Genomic DNA, 12920 nt, shown 5'->3' with positions numbered 1-12920 from the left:
CCGTCCCCTCCGATCAGAACTCCAACACGGCCTGGAGCTCCTGCCGCCTGCGGGCGGCGAGGTCGGTGAGCAGCTGGGGCCCCTCGTCGAACGGCACCACAGCGGTGACCAGATGCTTGCGGATCGCTCCGCCGTAGGCGTTCAGGAGGTCGATCGTCTCGGCCGACAGGCGTTCGCGGTCCCACGAGGCAGCGAGCCCGCGGGGCACCCGGCCGATCTGGGCGCAGCGCACGGCCAGACCGTTGTGGTGGAACTCCTCGCCGAGCCGGAGCTCGTCGGCTCCGCCCTGATAGAAGGCCAGATCGATCACGGTGCCTTGCGGGCGCAGCAGCCGCAGAGCCAGGTGCAGGGACGCGGCCTGTCCCCGGCACTGGAAGACCACGTCGGCCCCGCGGTCGTCGGTGGTGTGCCGCCAGGCGGTCTTCAGCGTCACCGCCGGGTCGCCGGCTGCCGGGTCCAGCGCCTCCAGCCCCAGCGCCACGGCGACCTCGCGTCGCGCCGGCGTCGGGTCGATCACGACTACCGACGCGGCGCCGTGCCGGCGCGCGAACAGCGCCGTCAGCAGGCCGACCACGCCGGCGCCGGTGACCACGACACGCCGGCCGGCGACCCCGTCGCCGAGTCCGCGTACCGCCGGTCCGTGCACGTCGGCCGCCGCGTGCAGCAGTCCGTTGGCGCAGATCGGGCCCATGTGGGCCACGTAGATGCCCAGCAGCGGGTCCAGCCCGGCGGGCAGCGGGACGACGCGGTCCCGCAGCGGGTCACCGGTCCAGCCGGTTCGGTGCCCGTACGTCATCGCCACGACGGTGCCCTCGGTGACCGCCGGAGTGTGGCTCTCGACGACCTGGCCGACCTCCATGTAGCCCAGCCGCCGCACCGGATAGGCCGACGCGGGTGAGCCGCCGAACAACCCCAGCAACGGGTCGAAGCCCTCGTGCAGCGCCGGATTGGTGTCCTTGACGAAACTCAGCTCGGTGCCCGCCGAGATGCCGCTGTAGAGCGTGCGTATCCGGAAGGGGCCGTCCACCACGGGCTCGTCGACGATCTCGAGCCGGCCCGGCCCGGCGACTATCAGGTTGCGGTCAGACATCGACGCTCCGGCCCGAGGCGGCCGACGCGGCCACGGCCAGCGCGAGCTCATGGGTGCGCAGCGCCTCGGCGTACGGCACGCGGATGTCCTGCTCCTCGCCGCGGACGGCGCGGATGAACGCGGCGTCGACCGCCACCCGGGCCGACTCGGGGTCACTGTCGACGGTGGTGATGTCGTCGCCGGAACGGATCGTCAGCTTGTCCTCGGCCACGGAGAGTGCGAGGCCGTCGGCGTAGATCTCCAGCCCGGCGCGTTCCTTCCAGCCGAGCACACAGGTCGCGGCGAGCGTCCCGATGGCGCCGCCGGCGAAGCGCAGGGTGGCCACGGTCGAGCCGTCGATGTCAGCACCCGGCACGGACGGGGGAGTGCCGCTGCCCACGGCGCTGACCTGGGTGACCTCGCCGACCAGATACCTCGCCAGATCGAGCACGTGGGCGGCCTGCTCCACCACCGGGCCGCCGGAACGGTCGCGGTGGGGCCACCAGCCGACCGGCGGCACCTTGTCGAGCCACGCGCCGGTGACCAGGCGTATGTCGCGGTCGGCGAGCAAGGCACGAGCTTTGTCGACAACGGCCAGATATCGCCAATGGTGACCGACGGCGGTGAGGACATTGCTCTCGGTGATTTTCCTCGCCAAGCTGACCGCAATGTCGTGATCAAGCGAAATAGGCTTTTCCACGAAGAGAGGAATTCCGGCCGCGATCACGGCTTGTTCGGCCGGCCCGTGCGCGAACGGCGGCACACACACGTAGACCGCGTCGACCCCCTCCGAGAGCAGCGCTTCGACATCGGGGAAGACCTTCGTCCCGTACGTCGAGGCCAGGCTCTCCGCCGCGGCCGGCACGACGTCAGTCACGCCGGTCACCTGCGCGTCCGGCAATTGGGAGAGCACTCGCGCGTGACGCTGCGCGACCCCGCCCGCGCCGACCAGTCCAACCCGTGCCACCGCCATTGATCCTCCAGCTGTGGGAAGCGCACCCGACGTGCCGACAACTCCCCGATCGGCCCCCGCCGAAACCTCAGACCGAATTCGTGCACACAGCCGTCGTCTGATCGCCATCTTCGATCAAGATTGATCGCGCCCCGACCGGGAAATGCCGGATCTCCATTCACAGACCTTCGGGGGTTTCATGCAGCAGGTGAGCGCGTTGCCTGTGGTCGAGGCCTGGGCGACCTACCGCACCAGCAGTGCGGCACAGTGGACGGCAGGACAGCTGGCCCGCCGTAAGAACGGCACCAAGGTCAGCGTCGTCATCCCGGCTCGCAACGAGCAGGCGACAGTCGGCGACATCGTCGGTGTCATCCGGCGCGCCCTGGTCGAGCGGGTGCCACTGGTCGACGAAATCATCGTGGTCGATTCCCGTTCGACCGACGGCACCGCGGAGGTCGCCCGGGCGGCCGGCGCCCGCGTGGTCGCTCAGGACGAGATCACCCGCGACCTGCCGCGGATGGAGGGCAAGGGCGACGCGCTCTGGGCCGGGCTGGCCGTCAGCTCCGGCGACGTCGTCGCATTCGTCGACGGAGACCTGCGCGACTTCTCGCCGGACTTCGTCACCGGGCTGCTCGGCCCGCTGCTCTCCGACCGTACGGTCGAATTCGTCAAGGGCTTCTACCATCGGCCGCTCGTCAGGTCCGAAGGCGTCGAGGTGGACGGCGGCGGCCGGGTCACCGAACTCGGCGCCCGGCCGTTGATCAACCTGTTCTGGCCCGAGCTGGCCGGCTTCGTCCAGCCCCTGGCGGGCGAATACGCGGGCCGCCGCGCCACTCTCGAGCGCATTCCGTTCGTCTCCGGCTACGGCGTCGAGATCGCCATGCTCATCGACCTGCTCGACCTCATCGGCCTGGACGCGCTGGCCCAGGTCGACCTGGGCGAGCGGCACCACCGGCATCAGAGCATCGACGCCCTGGGGCGGATGTCCGCGCAGATCATGGTGACCGCCTGGAGCCGGCTGCACCGCCGCGGCCTGGTCTCCGAGCCGCTGCCGCCGACCACCCTGCTCACCCAGTTCCAGCGCGGCGCCGGTGAGGGGCTGCCGCACCTGAACCGCGACATCGTGGTGACCGACGTGGGCGTCGACGAGAGGCCGCCTCTGGTTTCCCTGCCGCGACATGCGGTGCGCGCCGCATGAGGGTTCTGGTCAACGCCGGTCCGTGGCTTCCGGTGCCGCCGCGCGGTTACGGAGGCATCGAGAACGTGGTGGCCACGCTCGTGCCGGAGCTGCGCGAGCTCGGCGTCGAGGTGGTCCTGGCGACGGTGGCCGACAGCGAGCTGGCGGTCGACGAGCGGCTCGCGGTCTTCGCGCGCGGGCAGTTCCCGCTGCTGCAACGGCCGTACAACCAGGTCTGCGGTGTCGTGCCGGCGCATCAGAACGCTGTGCTGCGCCGGGTCGCGGCCGGCGACATCGACCTGGTGCACGACCATGTCGAGGCGGCCGGCCCGACCACCCTGGCCGCTCTGGGGCTCCCGTCCCTGCACACGCTCCACTGGGACCTGCAGAAGCACCCCGAGCTGTACGGGACGTTCGACAGTCACGTCCGGGTCAACGGCGTCTCCGCCGATCAGCTGAGCCACGCCCCGGACGCGCTGCGGCGGCACTCGGTCGGGCACGTGCACCTGGCCACCCCGCTCGCCGTGGGGGCGGACCGCAGGCAAGCGGTGCGCAAGGAGGCGTACGCGGTGGTTCTGGGTCGCATCACCGCGGGCAAGGGGCAGGACCTCGCCGCCCGGCTGGCCCACGAACACCGGTTCGACCTGGTGCTCGCCGGCCCGGTCGGCCCCTGCCACAACCCGGAGGACCTGGCCACCGCGGACCAGCAGAACCCGGACGTCATGTACTGGCGGGAGAAGGTCGCGCCGTATGTGGACGGCGCCCGGGTCCGCTGGATCGGCTCGGTCATGGGCAAAGCCCGCGACGAGCTGCTAGCCGGCGCGAGGGTGGCGTTGTTCCCGTTGCGCTGGAACGAGCCGGGCGGGACGGCCGTGGTCGAATCGCTCGCCCTGGGTACGCCGGTGGTCGGCATCGCCCGCGGCTGCCTGCCGGAACTGGTCGAGCACGGCCGCACCGGTCTGCTCACCGCCGACGAGGACCAACTCGGCGAGCTGATCGAGGCCGCGGACGCTCTCGACGAGCGCGAGTGTCGCGAGGAAGCGGCCCGCCGCTTCACCCCGGCGGTGATGGCGGCCCAGTATCTGCGGATCTACGAGCGCTTGATCGAGCAGCCGCCCGTGTGAGTCGCGGGCCCGGTCCGGCTCGGAGTTCACCTCTCCCGAGGATCCGTTCGGGTGAGGTGAACTTCGAGCCGTCGGGCCCGTCGAACATGGTGTGACCCCGTGACCGCTCCTACGACCTTGTAGTGGTGTGCAGTGTGCAATATATTGCATGTAGCGGGGACACTTTCCGGATCGCTCGGCCCGCACCGCAACGCGGCGCGGCAACGAAGGGACGAGTCTCATGAGCACCACCGGTCAAGAGATCAAGAACGTCGTGCTCGTGCACGGCGCGTTCGCTGATGGTTCCGGCTGGCGCGGCGTCCACGACAATCTGACGGCCCGGGGCTACCGGGTCACGATCGTGCAGAACCCGCTCACCTCGCTCGAGGACGACGTCGCGGCGACCACGCGGGTGCTCGACCGGCTGGACGGCCCGGCGATTCTCGTCGGCCACTCCTGGGGCGGCACCGTCATCACCGAGGCGGGTGTTCATCCCAAGGTCGCCGGCCTGGTCTACGTGTCCGCGCTGGCGCCTGACGCCGGGGAGACCACCTCCCAGCAGTACGAGGGATTCGCTGCGACGCCCGACTTCGTCATCGACGTGGCCGAGGACGGGTACGGCTTCCTCAACCCCGACAAGTTCAAGGCCGGCTTCGCCGCGGACGCGAGCGACGCCGACGCGGCCTTCCTCCGCGACTCGCAGGTGCCCGTCAACATGGCGGCGTTCGGCACAGCGGTGAAGAACGCCGCCTGGCGGGACAAGCCGAGCTGGGCTGCCATCGCGACCGACGACAGGGCGTTCGACCAGGCGATGCTGCAGCACATGGCCGAGCGCATCGGCGCGCCGGTCACCAACATCCCGGCCGGCCACGCCCTGTTCCTGACCCAGTCCGGGGCTGTCTCCGACGTGATCGTGACCGCCGCGCAGAACGCTGCCGGCGCTCGCTGACACACCGGCCACCCCACCCGGGCCGGCTCGCACATGCCCCCTCGCGGTCGTACTACAAGCCTTGACCCGGTCGTTCACGCCGCCGCCCGACTCGCAAGGGGTGGGCGGTGCCGGCCCGTCAATAAATCTCCCCAGAGGACGCCCTTCGGCGGATTCATGGTGGGAGGAGCATCGAGAAGCCGTAACAGTCCGCAGCATGGACGGCCTGCAGTCGGCCCACGGGTTCGAGCCCCGCCCGCCCCTTCAGCGGCTCGATGACGTGGTCAGACGCGACCGCTGCCCAACAGAATGCGAAAAATTCGATGGGTGGGAGTACGGACCGCTACCTCGTCTAGGGCCTCATCCCGGTTCGTCGGCGGCACCCTCGTAGTGCCCGCGGAGGAGTGCCGCGCGGATCGTCGAGCAGTGTCCATGCGCCGCGTCCGGTGCCGGCGGAGGCGGTGGCGGCCTGGGTGATCGTCGGCTTGATGAGTTCCTGGCCTGAGTCTGGGGATGGAACGCGATGGGCCGTGTCCGGCCATCTCGGATCCGCAGTCCCAGATCAGCGACCGCTTGATCTGCGGAGGTAGGTTCCCGGCGGCGACGATCCGCGTCGCCCACGGTCAGCGCGTCAAGGCCGGACAGCGGGGCCAGGACCAGCATCCGGGAGGTCCGCTCGACCAGCGTCGCGACCGCGGACTTGCCGCCCTTCCGATGACGAGGTCGCCCTCCCCATGACCCGGGACCTGCCGGTCCTCGACCTCAGCGAGGCGTTCGTCGAGGTAGCGGGGCATCCTTGATGCGCGGGGCCGGGCGGCGGGCGGTCGCGGGCGCCTGGGTAGGCCTTGTCGGCGAAGGTCATCACGTTCGCGCTGGTCAAGGCTTCGATGATGGTGTGGGTGCGGGCGGCGGTCAGGTCATGGACGGCGCCGGGCATGGCTGCCGATGCCCAGATGAGCCGGCCTGCCGCATCGGCTATGACCTGCACGTTGACGCCGTGGCGGCGGTGTTTTCCGGAGTAGTAGGGCTTCTGGTCGGCGACCCGGTCGATCGGGATGAGGGTGCCGTCGAGGATCACGTAGGCGAGCAGCGAGATCCTGGTCATCGCCGACTCGAGGTCGTCGGCGGTGGCGGCGAGCAGGTCGATGGCTTCGCGGACGTAACGCCAGGCGGTGGTTACGCCGATCTCGAAACCGCAGGCCAGGCGGGTCAGGGCGTCGCCGTTACGCAGGTGGGCCAGAGCGAGTAGGGCTTGCCGGGCGGGGTCGAGGCGCCGCCACCGGGATCTGCGCTGGTTGCGGCGGGCTCGGATGAGGCCGGCGAGGTGGTTCAGGCTGCGAGTGGACAACGGAATTGCGGCAGGGTCAGACAGCACAGCGAGGCTCCCGGTTGGCGCATCGGATCTTGGTCGACTGCTGTCGTGCCGGGAGCCTCGTCCTTTGTCGACTCCGACGCTCTGGCCCTGCCGTGACCTGCACCGTCACGATGAAAACGGCTCACTGGCGGATTTCGCGTCCGCGAATGTCGGCACCACGGACCCGATGAAGATGGTCTGACGCTATGGCTAGGCGTCGATGAGCGTGGCGGCCCAGGGTTCGGCTACGTCGGCGAGGCCGAGCATGGTGATGACGTTGTCGAGCATGCCGGTGGCGAACCACTGCCGGACCGCCTCGTCGTCACCGTCCAACAGCTCGCGGACGATCGTTACCTGCTGGGCATAACACGTGCGGACCGCATCGCGAATGACCGGTTCGTCGGTGGCACAGTTGGCGTGCATGAGGAAGCGCAGGACGTCACCGTCGGTGATGAGCGTGCTGTACGCGGCTCGCAGTGCTTGCGGCGGGCTCATCGTGTTGTTGGCGGTCTTGGCGGCGGTGAGCGTTTCGGTCAGCAGGCCGCCGACGTGTGTGACGGCAGCAGCGAAGATCGCCTGCTTGTTGGCGAAGAGCCGGTAGAGGTAGGGCTGCGAGATGCCGGCGCGCTCGGCGATCTCGTTCGTGGTCGTACCGTAAAAGCCTCTCCGCGCGAAACAGCTCACCGCCGCGTCCACAACGTGCTGACGGCGTTCATCGCTCTTCGTGGTCGTCCCGGCGGCAGGCATGGTGTCAGCCTATCCACGGCACCTGGACCGCCGGTTCGCTCCGCTCAGCTACCGAAAGAGCCGGCTACACCCACGGTTCCGGTTGCCTCGGGGTCGCTGGTTGTCAGTGCTTCAACGGCGGCCAGAGGGTTCCAGTAGTCGTCGTATCGAGTGATCAGCCCGTCGGCGTCGGTCTGCACGATCCCGAAGCAGTCCTGGTGAAAATGCTTCCCGGTGGGCGTCGCCGTCCCGTCCAGCGTCCACAACGCCACCGCGATCTGCGGGCTCGTAGTGGCGATGTAGCGCAGATTCACGGCCTGCACGTCGAAGGTGGCTACGAAGTTCCGCATGTGCGTGATGAGGGCTTCGCGCCCATGCAGTTCGGAGGCCATCCCGGCTGGCGCAAACGGAAACGTGAACGTGGCGTCGGCGGTGTACAGCTCAGCCCAGGCGTCCAGCCTGCCGGTGGTCAGAAGCCGCAGGTGGTCGGCCACCGCGTGCTGTGCCGGGGAGCGGTTCTCGGTCGTCTCGATCATGTACCCACCATAGCCATTAAGTTAGTGGTCGACCTATAACAGATCTGGTGAGAAGGATCGCGCCCGGTGCGGTTGTCTGATGACACCCATCCCTGCTCTGCATCCGGGACGGTCAGGGCAACCCGGCCACCACGTCTCGAGACCGTATCTGGCTGGCACCCCGCGTCGACCGGTTCAGCCAGGTCACCGTCCGTACGAGCCGGCATTCAGCCCATCCGGCTGACTGGACTGCGGCCCGGGACCTGTCCCAGGCGGTCGGCCATCGGGTGCACATGGTCCGCGCCAGGCTGGGCCTCGGCGACGCCGCCTATACGATGAACGACCGCCCCGCGGCTCGGGCGGCCTGGCTGGAGGCGCTCGCCCTGGGCAACGACTCCGATCCGCAGCAGGAGGAGCAGATCCGGCGGCGCCTGGCCGAGCTGGACCGCGACGTCGGCGGCGCAGCGGCCTAGCCAGGTCGCACGGCACTGCCGACCATGTTCGGCCGCGGTGTCGCGGACGGCTGCAGTCATCATCTCCGCTCCCGAGCGGCGCGGCTCGCTCATTGCCGACCGTCGGCAGGGAACGAGGAACTTAATCGCCGTCGCGGACCATGGTCGGAGGCATCGTTCCGGGCGAACCTTGGGGCACAGGTGACGCCGACAACCAGGGTGAGGACAGCCCGGAAAGGTGCCGTGATGCAGACCCGAACCGACGACGTGACAACGCGCAGCACGGCGTCCGGCGACCGCGACGACGCCGGGCTGGTCCGTTCCCGGGTCGGCCGGACCCACCCCTTCAGCGCCGAGCCGTTCCGGCCCGATCGGAAGCGTCGCCGACGCCGGGGTCGATGAAGGCATCGAACCTCCGCGAACACCCGGGCGAAGCTCTCCAGCTTCGCCCGTTTCTTTTCGGCACCACGACCAAGGAATGATGATGAGCGTCGACACGGAAACGTCCGGCCCGGGCCGCTTCACGGCGTTGAGAACGTCGCTGAGCGAGGAGTTCGCGGCTCAGACCACTCGGCTGAAGCAACTCACCACCGCCGGCGACCCCAGCGAGGCGGACAACCGGGCGGCTCTGCTGGTCGCCACCCGGCAGAGCCTGGAACACATCAGTGGTGCGCTGCGCCGCCTCGCTGAGGGAACCTACGGCATCTGCGAGGAGTGCGACGCCCCGATTCCGTCCGAGCGACTCGAGGCGCTGCCGCACGCCCGATACTGCGTGGCGTGCCAGCAGAAGCGCCATGGGTGAGCTGCCGCGACACAGCTTCTCGCCGCCTTGCACGGTGCGTGCAAGGCGGCGACAATGGCCAAGGAGTGTCCAGCGGTCTCGGACGCACAGGACGAGGGCAGGTCGTGCAGAATTCGTCTGCCGGTGACCGGGACGACCAGTGGCTCACTGCCGTCGCCGAGGGCGCGAGCCGGGACGCCGGCGGCGTCCCCGTGGAACTGCTCGGGGACTACCTGTTCATGTTGGCGGACGCCGCGATCTCGGGTCGACGGCCGAAGCGGGCCGAGCTCGACGCCGTGGGGGTTCTGGGGCGGCGCGCCGCCGAACAGGGAATCTCTGCCGGACGTGCGGTGCAGCTGTATCTGTCGGCGGCGCGCCGGCTCTGGCAGGACCTTCCAGCAGTCGTACGAAGCCGCGACCGCGAGGCCGTACGTGCGGCCGCTTCGGCTGTGCTGCATGTCGTCGACGATGCGGTGGCGACCCTCGCCGAGGGGTATGCGATGGCTCGCCGCGACCTCGTGCGACGCGAGGAAGCGCTGCGGCGGGAGCTGGTCGACGATCTGCTCCGAGGCGACTCCGACCCGGGCGCGCTGGTCGACCGGGCCGAGCCGTTCGGCCTCGACCTGGCCCGGTCGCATCAGGTCGCGCTGGCCTCGGCCGGTCAGCGCCTGCCGGACGCGGAGGCAGCCATCTCGGCTCTGGAGGCGGTGATCTTCGACCGGCTCGGCGACCGGGACGTGATGGTAGCGACCAAGGACGGTCTTCTCGTGGTGCTGGCACCCGCGGAAACCGTTGTCCCGGCCGGGTCACCGTCCCATCGCGACGCCACCGGCCTGGGCCGGTTGATGCACGACCAATTGCGCCGGCTACCGCGCGGACAACCGTGGCGCGTAGCGGTCGGCCGGCCCCATCCTGGCTTGTACGGCATCGCTCGTTCCTACGAGGAAGCTCGCGAGGCCTTGACGATGGCGACCCGGCTGCGGCTCGAAACCCCCGTGGCCGACGCCCGGGAGCTCCTCATCTACCGGGTGTTACTGCGCGATCAGCCGGCCATCGTCGAACTCGTGCACGCAGTGCTCAGCCCGCTCGAACAGGCACGAGGCGGAGCGGAGCCGCTGTTGACCACCTTGCAGGCGTACTTCGACACCGGCGCGGTGGCGACGGAGACCGCCAAACGCATCCATGTGTCCGTACGAGCCGTGACCTACCGCCTGGATCGCATCAAGGTGCTGACCGGCTACGACCCGGCCGATCCCGCGCATCGTTTCACCCTGCAGGCTGCGGTGCTCGGTGCTCGCGCCCTCGGCTGGCCGGCGAAGCAGCTCTCCGGACAGCCCTGAGACCCACCGCGCGCACGGCTCTCTGCCGACCATCGGCAGTCCGGAACGCCGATGGTGGCCGTCACCGCCCGTGGTCGACGGAGCACTCCGCGGCGATGATCGATGGCAGGGGAGTGTCCCTCGGAACGACGCTGAAGGAGGCATCGTGACAGCTGCGCCGCACGCCCCGGTCGAGCCGATGGAGCTGTTCCGCACCATGCTCGAGGACGAGTTCGCCGCTCAGACCACCCGGCTGACACAGCTGACGGTGTACGCCCGGCTGCCGCGACACGCCGGCTATGAGCCGCAGACTCTCGACGGGCTCATCACCTCGGCCCGTCGACGGATCGCGGACACGGCTCACGCGCTGCGTCGTATGTCCGAAGGAACGTACGGCGTGTGCGCGCACTGCAACAAGCCGATTCCCCTGGGCCGGCTGAGGATCGCGCCCAGCGCCATCCACTGCACGCGCTGCGAGCAGAGCGTCGGACGACGGTCGGGCGTAGGCGCCGCGCTGCGGTAGTCACGGTGGGCGTCGAGGCTCGCGAACCCGCTCGGATCGGTCAGCATGCGGGCCTTGGCATCCTCGTCGAAGCGTTGCGCCCGGTCCCGGAGCCGGCGCTCGACGATCCATCGACCGTCGTTGCCGAAGTCCGGCAACGTGGGCTCGGCTTCCGTGCGGTTCGTAGCCATTAACGGGCAACCAAGCCGACGCAACAATGGAAACAGACCTCACCGATGCCGCAGCCGTCCCGGCGCGGGCAGGGGAACGTCTTCGACCTATCGCCCGCCGCGCGGAGTCGCGGCCCGATGGCTTCGTCAAGGAGACCGGCCGACAGGCGTAATGCCCGGGGCCGGAACCATCACCAACAGAAGGGATTGACATGCGGCAATGGCTTGTTCAGGACGTGATGACCACTGACGTGATCACCGCTTCCGGTGATGCGCCGGTTGCGGAGCTCGTCGGTCTGCTCAGCGAGCGGGAGATCAGTGCTGTGCCGATCGTCGACGATTTCGGCGTCGTGCTCGGCGTGGTCTCCTGGAGCGACCTGCACGAGATCATCGAGATCGTCCAGCCCGAGCACCCACGACGATGGTGGCGTCGCGCGGTTCCGCCACGCCTGTTCTGGCCCGAGGGCACAGCGGCCGGGGTCATGAACGGTCCGCCGATGACGATCGGAGCGGATGCGTCGCTGACCGCCGCCGCCCGGCTGATGCACAAGCGCGCCGTCGGCCGATTGCTGGTGGTCGACGCCGACCACAGGCTGCGGGGCATCGTCAGCCGATCGGACCTGTTCAAGGTCCACGACCGTCTGGACGCTGTGATCCGCGACGATGTGGTGCACCACGTCCTGATCGGTGAGCTGCGGATCCGCCCCGGAGCGGTACGCGTCGGCGTGGACGACGGCACCGTGACCCTCACCGGACGCACGGCGCGGAGGACGACCGCACTGGCCGCGGCCCGGATGATCGCGCTGATCCCCGGCGTGACCGACATCGACAATCAACTGCTGTCGGATGTCGACGACACCGCAGCCGCCGGCGCCGCCGGTCACGCCCTCCGGCGCAATTACCTGGTGCTGGACGGCGGTCGTCGGAGTACGGCAGCGGCGGCGGTGTGACCCCGACCGAACGAGGCTGAGCGCTGAGCCTGCAGCCCACGGGTCTCCAGTTTGCCGGTCACGCCCCTGCTGGCGGATACCGAAGTCCGAGGTTCAACCGTCGGTGTGCGGGAGATAGCGCGCGCTCCACCGCGACAGCGGCTGGAGCGTGGCGATCAGCTCCTCGTCCCCGTCGGCGCCTGACGCCCGCAGCGGGCATGCCTCTTTTGACTCGCGTGCGTCGGCGGTGTGGAATATGTTGCATGCCGGTCCCTGCGCGTGTGGGTGTCATCTCGCGGTCGTTGCTGCGGGAGAACGCCTATCAGTCGATCCGGGACGCGATCGTCGACGGCACGCTGGCACCGGGGGAGCGGCTCAACGACGCCGAGCTGGCCCAGTGGCTGGGGGTGAGCCGCACCCCGGTGCGCGAGGCGCTGACCCGGCTCGAGGAATCCGGGCTGGTACGGACCAAGCCCGGCCGCTACACGATGGTGAGCCCGCTGGACGCCCGCGCCGCGCGATCCGCGCAGACGGTCACCGCGGCCATGCATGAGCTGGCTGTACGGGAGGCGGTGCCGCACCTGTCGGCCGGTGAGATCGAGGCGATGCGAGCGGCCAACGCCCGTTTCGCGGCGGCCCTGCAGGCGGACGACGTCGATGCGGCCATCGCGGCGGACGACGAGTTCCACGGTGTCGCGGTGACGGCCTCGGCCAATCCCGCGATCCGCGCGGTCGTCGAGCAGTTCACACCGGTTCTGCGGCGGCTGGAGCGGCTGCGGTTCTCGTCGCTCAACGGCCGGGCCTCGGTGGCGCTGCACGAGCGCATCGTGACCCTGTGCGAAGCGCGCGATGTGGCGGGCGCGGCCGTGGCCGCCCGGGAGAACTGGCTGAGTCTCGACGAGGTCTTCGACCTGGCCGGTGACGACGAACGGCCCGCGTGACC

14 protein-coding genes and 2 pseudogenes are annotated in these 12920 nt (G+C 69.6%); 10 read left to right on the top strand and 6 right to left on the bottom strand.

Annotation, left to right across the window (positions count from 1 at the left end; all coding sequences use genetic code 11):
- Nucleotides 1–13 precede the first annotated feature (13 nt).
- Both LXN57_RS10430 and LXN57_RS10425 read right to left on the bottom strand, forming a co-directional pair.
- Entirely contained in the window at nt 14–1090 is a 1077-nt protein-coding gene (locus LXN57_RS10430) for a zinc-dependent alcohol dehydrogenase (protein ID WP_251797831.1), read from the bottom strand.
- The gene (locus LXN57_RS10425; RefSeq protein ID WP_251797830.1) at nt 1083–2042 is read right to left on the bottom strand and encodes a Gfo/Idh/MocA family protein; all 960 of its coding nucleotides are present in this window, start codon (nt 2040–2042) and stop codon (nt 1083–1085) included. Before LXN57_RS10425 ends, LXN57_RS10430 begins: the two co-directional genes overlap by 8 nt.
- Before the next feature lie 262 nt (nt 2043–2304).
- Between LXN57_RS10425 and LXN57_RS10420 the strand changes: the two genes are divergently transcribed.
- The 3 genes from LXN57_RS10420 (at nt 2305) to LXN57_RS10410 (ending at nt 5250) form a co-directional block, all read left to right on the top strand.
- Complete coding sequence (locus tag LXN57_RS10420; RefSeq protein WP_438872862.1) at nt 2305–3219, top strand: glucosyl-3-phosphoglycerate synthase; 915 nt, start codon at nt 2305–2307, stop codon at nt 3217–3219.
- Entirely contained in the window at nt 3216–4322 is a 1107-nt protein-coding gene (locus tag LXN57_RS10415; protein WP_251797828.1) for a glycosyltransferase, read from the top strand. Before LXN57_RS10420 ends, LXN57_RS10415 begins: the two co-directional genes overlap by 4 nt.
- Before the next feature lie 220 nt (nt 4323–4542).
- Nucleotides 4543–5250, top strand: coding sequence for an alpha/beta fold hydrolase (locus tag LXN57_RS10410; RefSeq protein ID WP_251797827.1), 708 nt, complete (start codon nt 4543–4545; stop codon nt 5248–5250).
- 509 nt (nt 5251–5759) lie between these two features.
- On the opposite strand, the pseudogene LXN57_RS48580 reads toward LXN57_RS10410, so the two are convergent.
- From LXN57_RS48580 to LXN57_RS10395, 4 genes and pseudogenes are all read right to left on the bottom strand, one after another.
- Nucleotides 5760–6080, bottom strand: a pseudogene (locus tag LXN57_RS48580) (transposase); the annotation flags it as partial.
- Nucleotides 6059–6604, bottom strand: a pseudogene (locus LXN57_RS10405) (transposase family protein); the annotation flags it as partial. The pseudogenes LXN57_RS10405 and LXN57_RS48580, both read right to left, overlap by 22 nt.
- Nucleotides 6605–6793: 189 nt before the next feature.
- Nucleotides 6794–7330 (bottom strand): TetR/AcrR family transcriptional regulator, encoded by a 537-nt coding sequence (locus LXN57_RS10400; protein WP_251797826.1) that lies wholly within the window; start codon nt 7328–7330, stop codon nt 6794–6796.
- Nucleotides 7331–7374: 44 nt separating this feature from the next.
- Nucleotides 7375–7845: a nuclear transport factor 2 family protein gene (locus LXN57_RS10395; protein ID WP_251797825.1), complete on the bottom strand. Its 471-nt coding sequence runs from the start codon at nt 7843–7845 to the stop codon at nt 7375–7377.
- 272 nt (nt 7846–8117) lie between these two features.
- Here LXN57_RS10395 and LXN57_RS10390 point away from each other — a divergent pair, with 272 nt between their 5' ends.
- From LXN57_RS10390 to LXN57_RS10360, 7 genes are all read left to right on the top strand, one after another.
- Complete coding sequence (locus tag LXN57_RS10390) at nt 8118–8297, top strand: hypothetical protein (protein ID WP_251797824.1); 180 nt, start codon at nt 8118–8120, stop codon at nt 8295–8297.
- A gap of 225 nt (nt 8298–8522) precedes the next feature.
- Nucleotides 8523–8678 (top strand): hypothetical protein, encoded by a 156-nt coding sequence (locus LXN57_RS10385; RefSeq protein WP_251797823.1) that lies wholly within the window; start codon nt 8523–8525, stop codon nt 8676–8678.
- An 82-nt stretch (nt 8679–8760) separates the two neighbouring features.
- Nucleotides 8761–9078 (top strand): TraR/DksA family transcriptional regulator, encoded by a 318-nt coding sequence (locus LXN57_RS10380; protein WP_251797822.1) that lies wholly within the window; start codon nt 8761–8763, stop codon nt 9076–9078.
- 104 nt (nt 9079–9182) lie between these two features.
- On the top strand, nt 9183–10397 hold the full coding sequence (locus LXN57_RS10375; RefSeq protein WP_251797821.1) for a PucR family transcriptional regulator: 1215 nt from the start codon (nt 9183–9185) through the stop codon (nt 10395–10397).
- A 145-nt stretch (nt 10398–10542) separates the two neighbouring features.
- Nucleotides 10543–10899 carry a TraR/DksA family transcriptional regulator gene (locus LXN57_RS10370; RefSeq protein WP_251797820.1) on the top strand — a complete coding sequence of 119 codons (357 nt, stop codon included), beginning with the start codon at nt 10543–10545 and terminating at the stop codon, nt 10897–10899.
- Between the two features lie 361 nt (nt 10900–11260).
- Nucleotides 11261–11998, top strand: coding sequence for a CBS domain-containing protein (locus tag LXN57_RS10365; protein WP_251797819.1), 738 nt, complete (start codon nt 11261–11263; stop codon nt 11996–11998).
- A 242-nt stretch (nt 11999–12240) separates the two neighbouring features.
- Nucleotides 12241–12918: a GntR family transcriptional regulator gene (locus LXN57_RS10360; RefSeq protein WP_251797818.1), complete on the top strand. Its 678-nt coding sequence runs from the start codon at nt 12241–12243 to the stop codon at nt 12916–12918.
- Nucleotides 12919–12920 lie beyond the last annotated feature (2 nt).

Origin of the sequence: Paractinoplanes hotanensis, assembly GCF_023717965.1 — a bacterium.
In the GTDB taxonomy this organism is placed as follows: Bacteria; Actinomycetota; Actinomycetes; order Mycobacteriales; family Micromonosporaceae; genus Actinoplanes; species Actinoplanes polyasparticus.
Note: the sequence above shows the minus strand (reverse complement) of the source record. Positions and strands in the feature narration are given on the sequence as shown.

Excerpts from the sequence above, each read along its gene's own strand:
- LXN57_RS10395 (WP_251797825.1), bottom strand. The coding sequence starts at position 7,845 with ATGATCGAGACGACCGAGAACCGCTCCCCGGCACAGCACGCGGTGGCC.
- LXN57_RS10425 (WP_251797830.1), bottom strand. The coding sequence starts at position 2,042 with ATGGCGGTGGCACGGGTTGGACTGGTCGGCGCGGGCGGGGTCGCGCAG.
- LXN57_RS10360 (WP_251797818.1), top strand. The coding sequence starts at position 12,241 with ATGCCGGTCCCTGCGCGTGTGGGTGTCATCTCGCGGTCGTTGCTGCGG.
- LXN57_RS10415 (WP_251797828.1), top strand. The coding sequence starts at position 3,216 with ATGAGGGTTCTGGTCAACGCCGGTCCGTGGCTTCCGGTGCCGCCGCGC.
- LXN57_RS10410 (WP_251797827.1), top strand. The coding sequence starts at position 4,543 with ATGAGCACCACCGGTCAAGAGATCAAGAACGTCGTGCTCGTGCACGGC.
- LXN57_RS10365 (WP_251797819.1), top strand. The coding sequence starts at position 11,261 with ATGCGGCAATGGCTTGTTCAGGACGTGATGACCACTGACGTGATCACC.
- LXN57_RS10385 (WP_251797823.1), top strand. The coding sequence starts at position 8,523 with ATGCAGACCCGAACCGACGACGTGACAACGCGCAGCACGGCGTCCGGC.
- LXN57_RS10400 (WP_251797826.1), bottom strand. The coding sequence starts at position 7,330 with ATGCCTGCCGCCGGGACGACCACGAAGAGCGATGAACGCCGTCAGCAC.
- LXN57_RS10380 (WP_251797822.1), top strand. The coding sequence starts at position 8,761 with ATGAGCGTCGACACGGAAACGTCCGGCCCGGGCCGCTTCACGGCGTTG.
- LXN57_RS10390 (WP_251797824.1), top strand. The coding sequence starts at position 8,118 with ATGGTCCGCGCCAGGCTGGGCCTCGGCGACGCCGCCTATACGATGAAC.
- LXN57_RS10430 (WP_251797831.1), bottom strand. The coding sequence starts at position 1,090 with ATGTCTGACCGCAACCTGATAGTCGCCGGGCCGGGCCGGCTCGAGATC.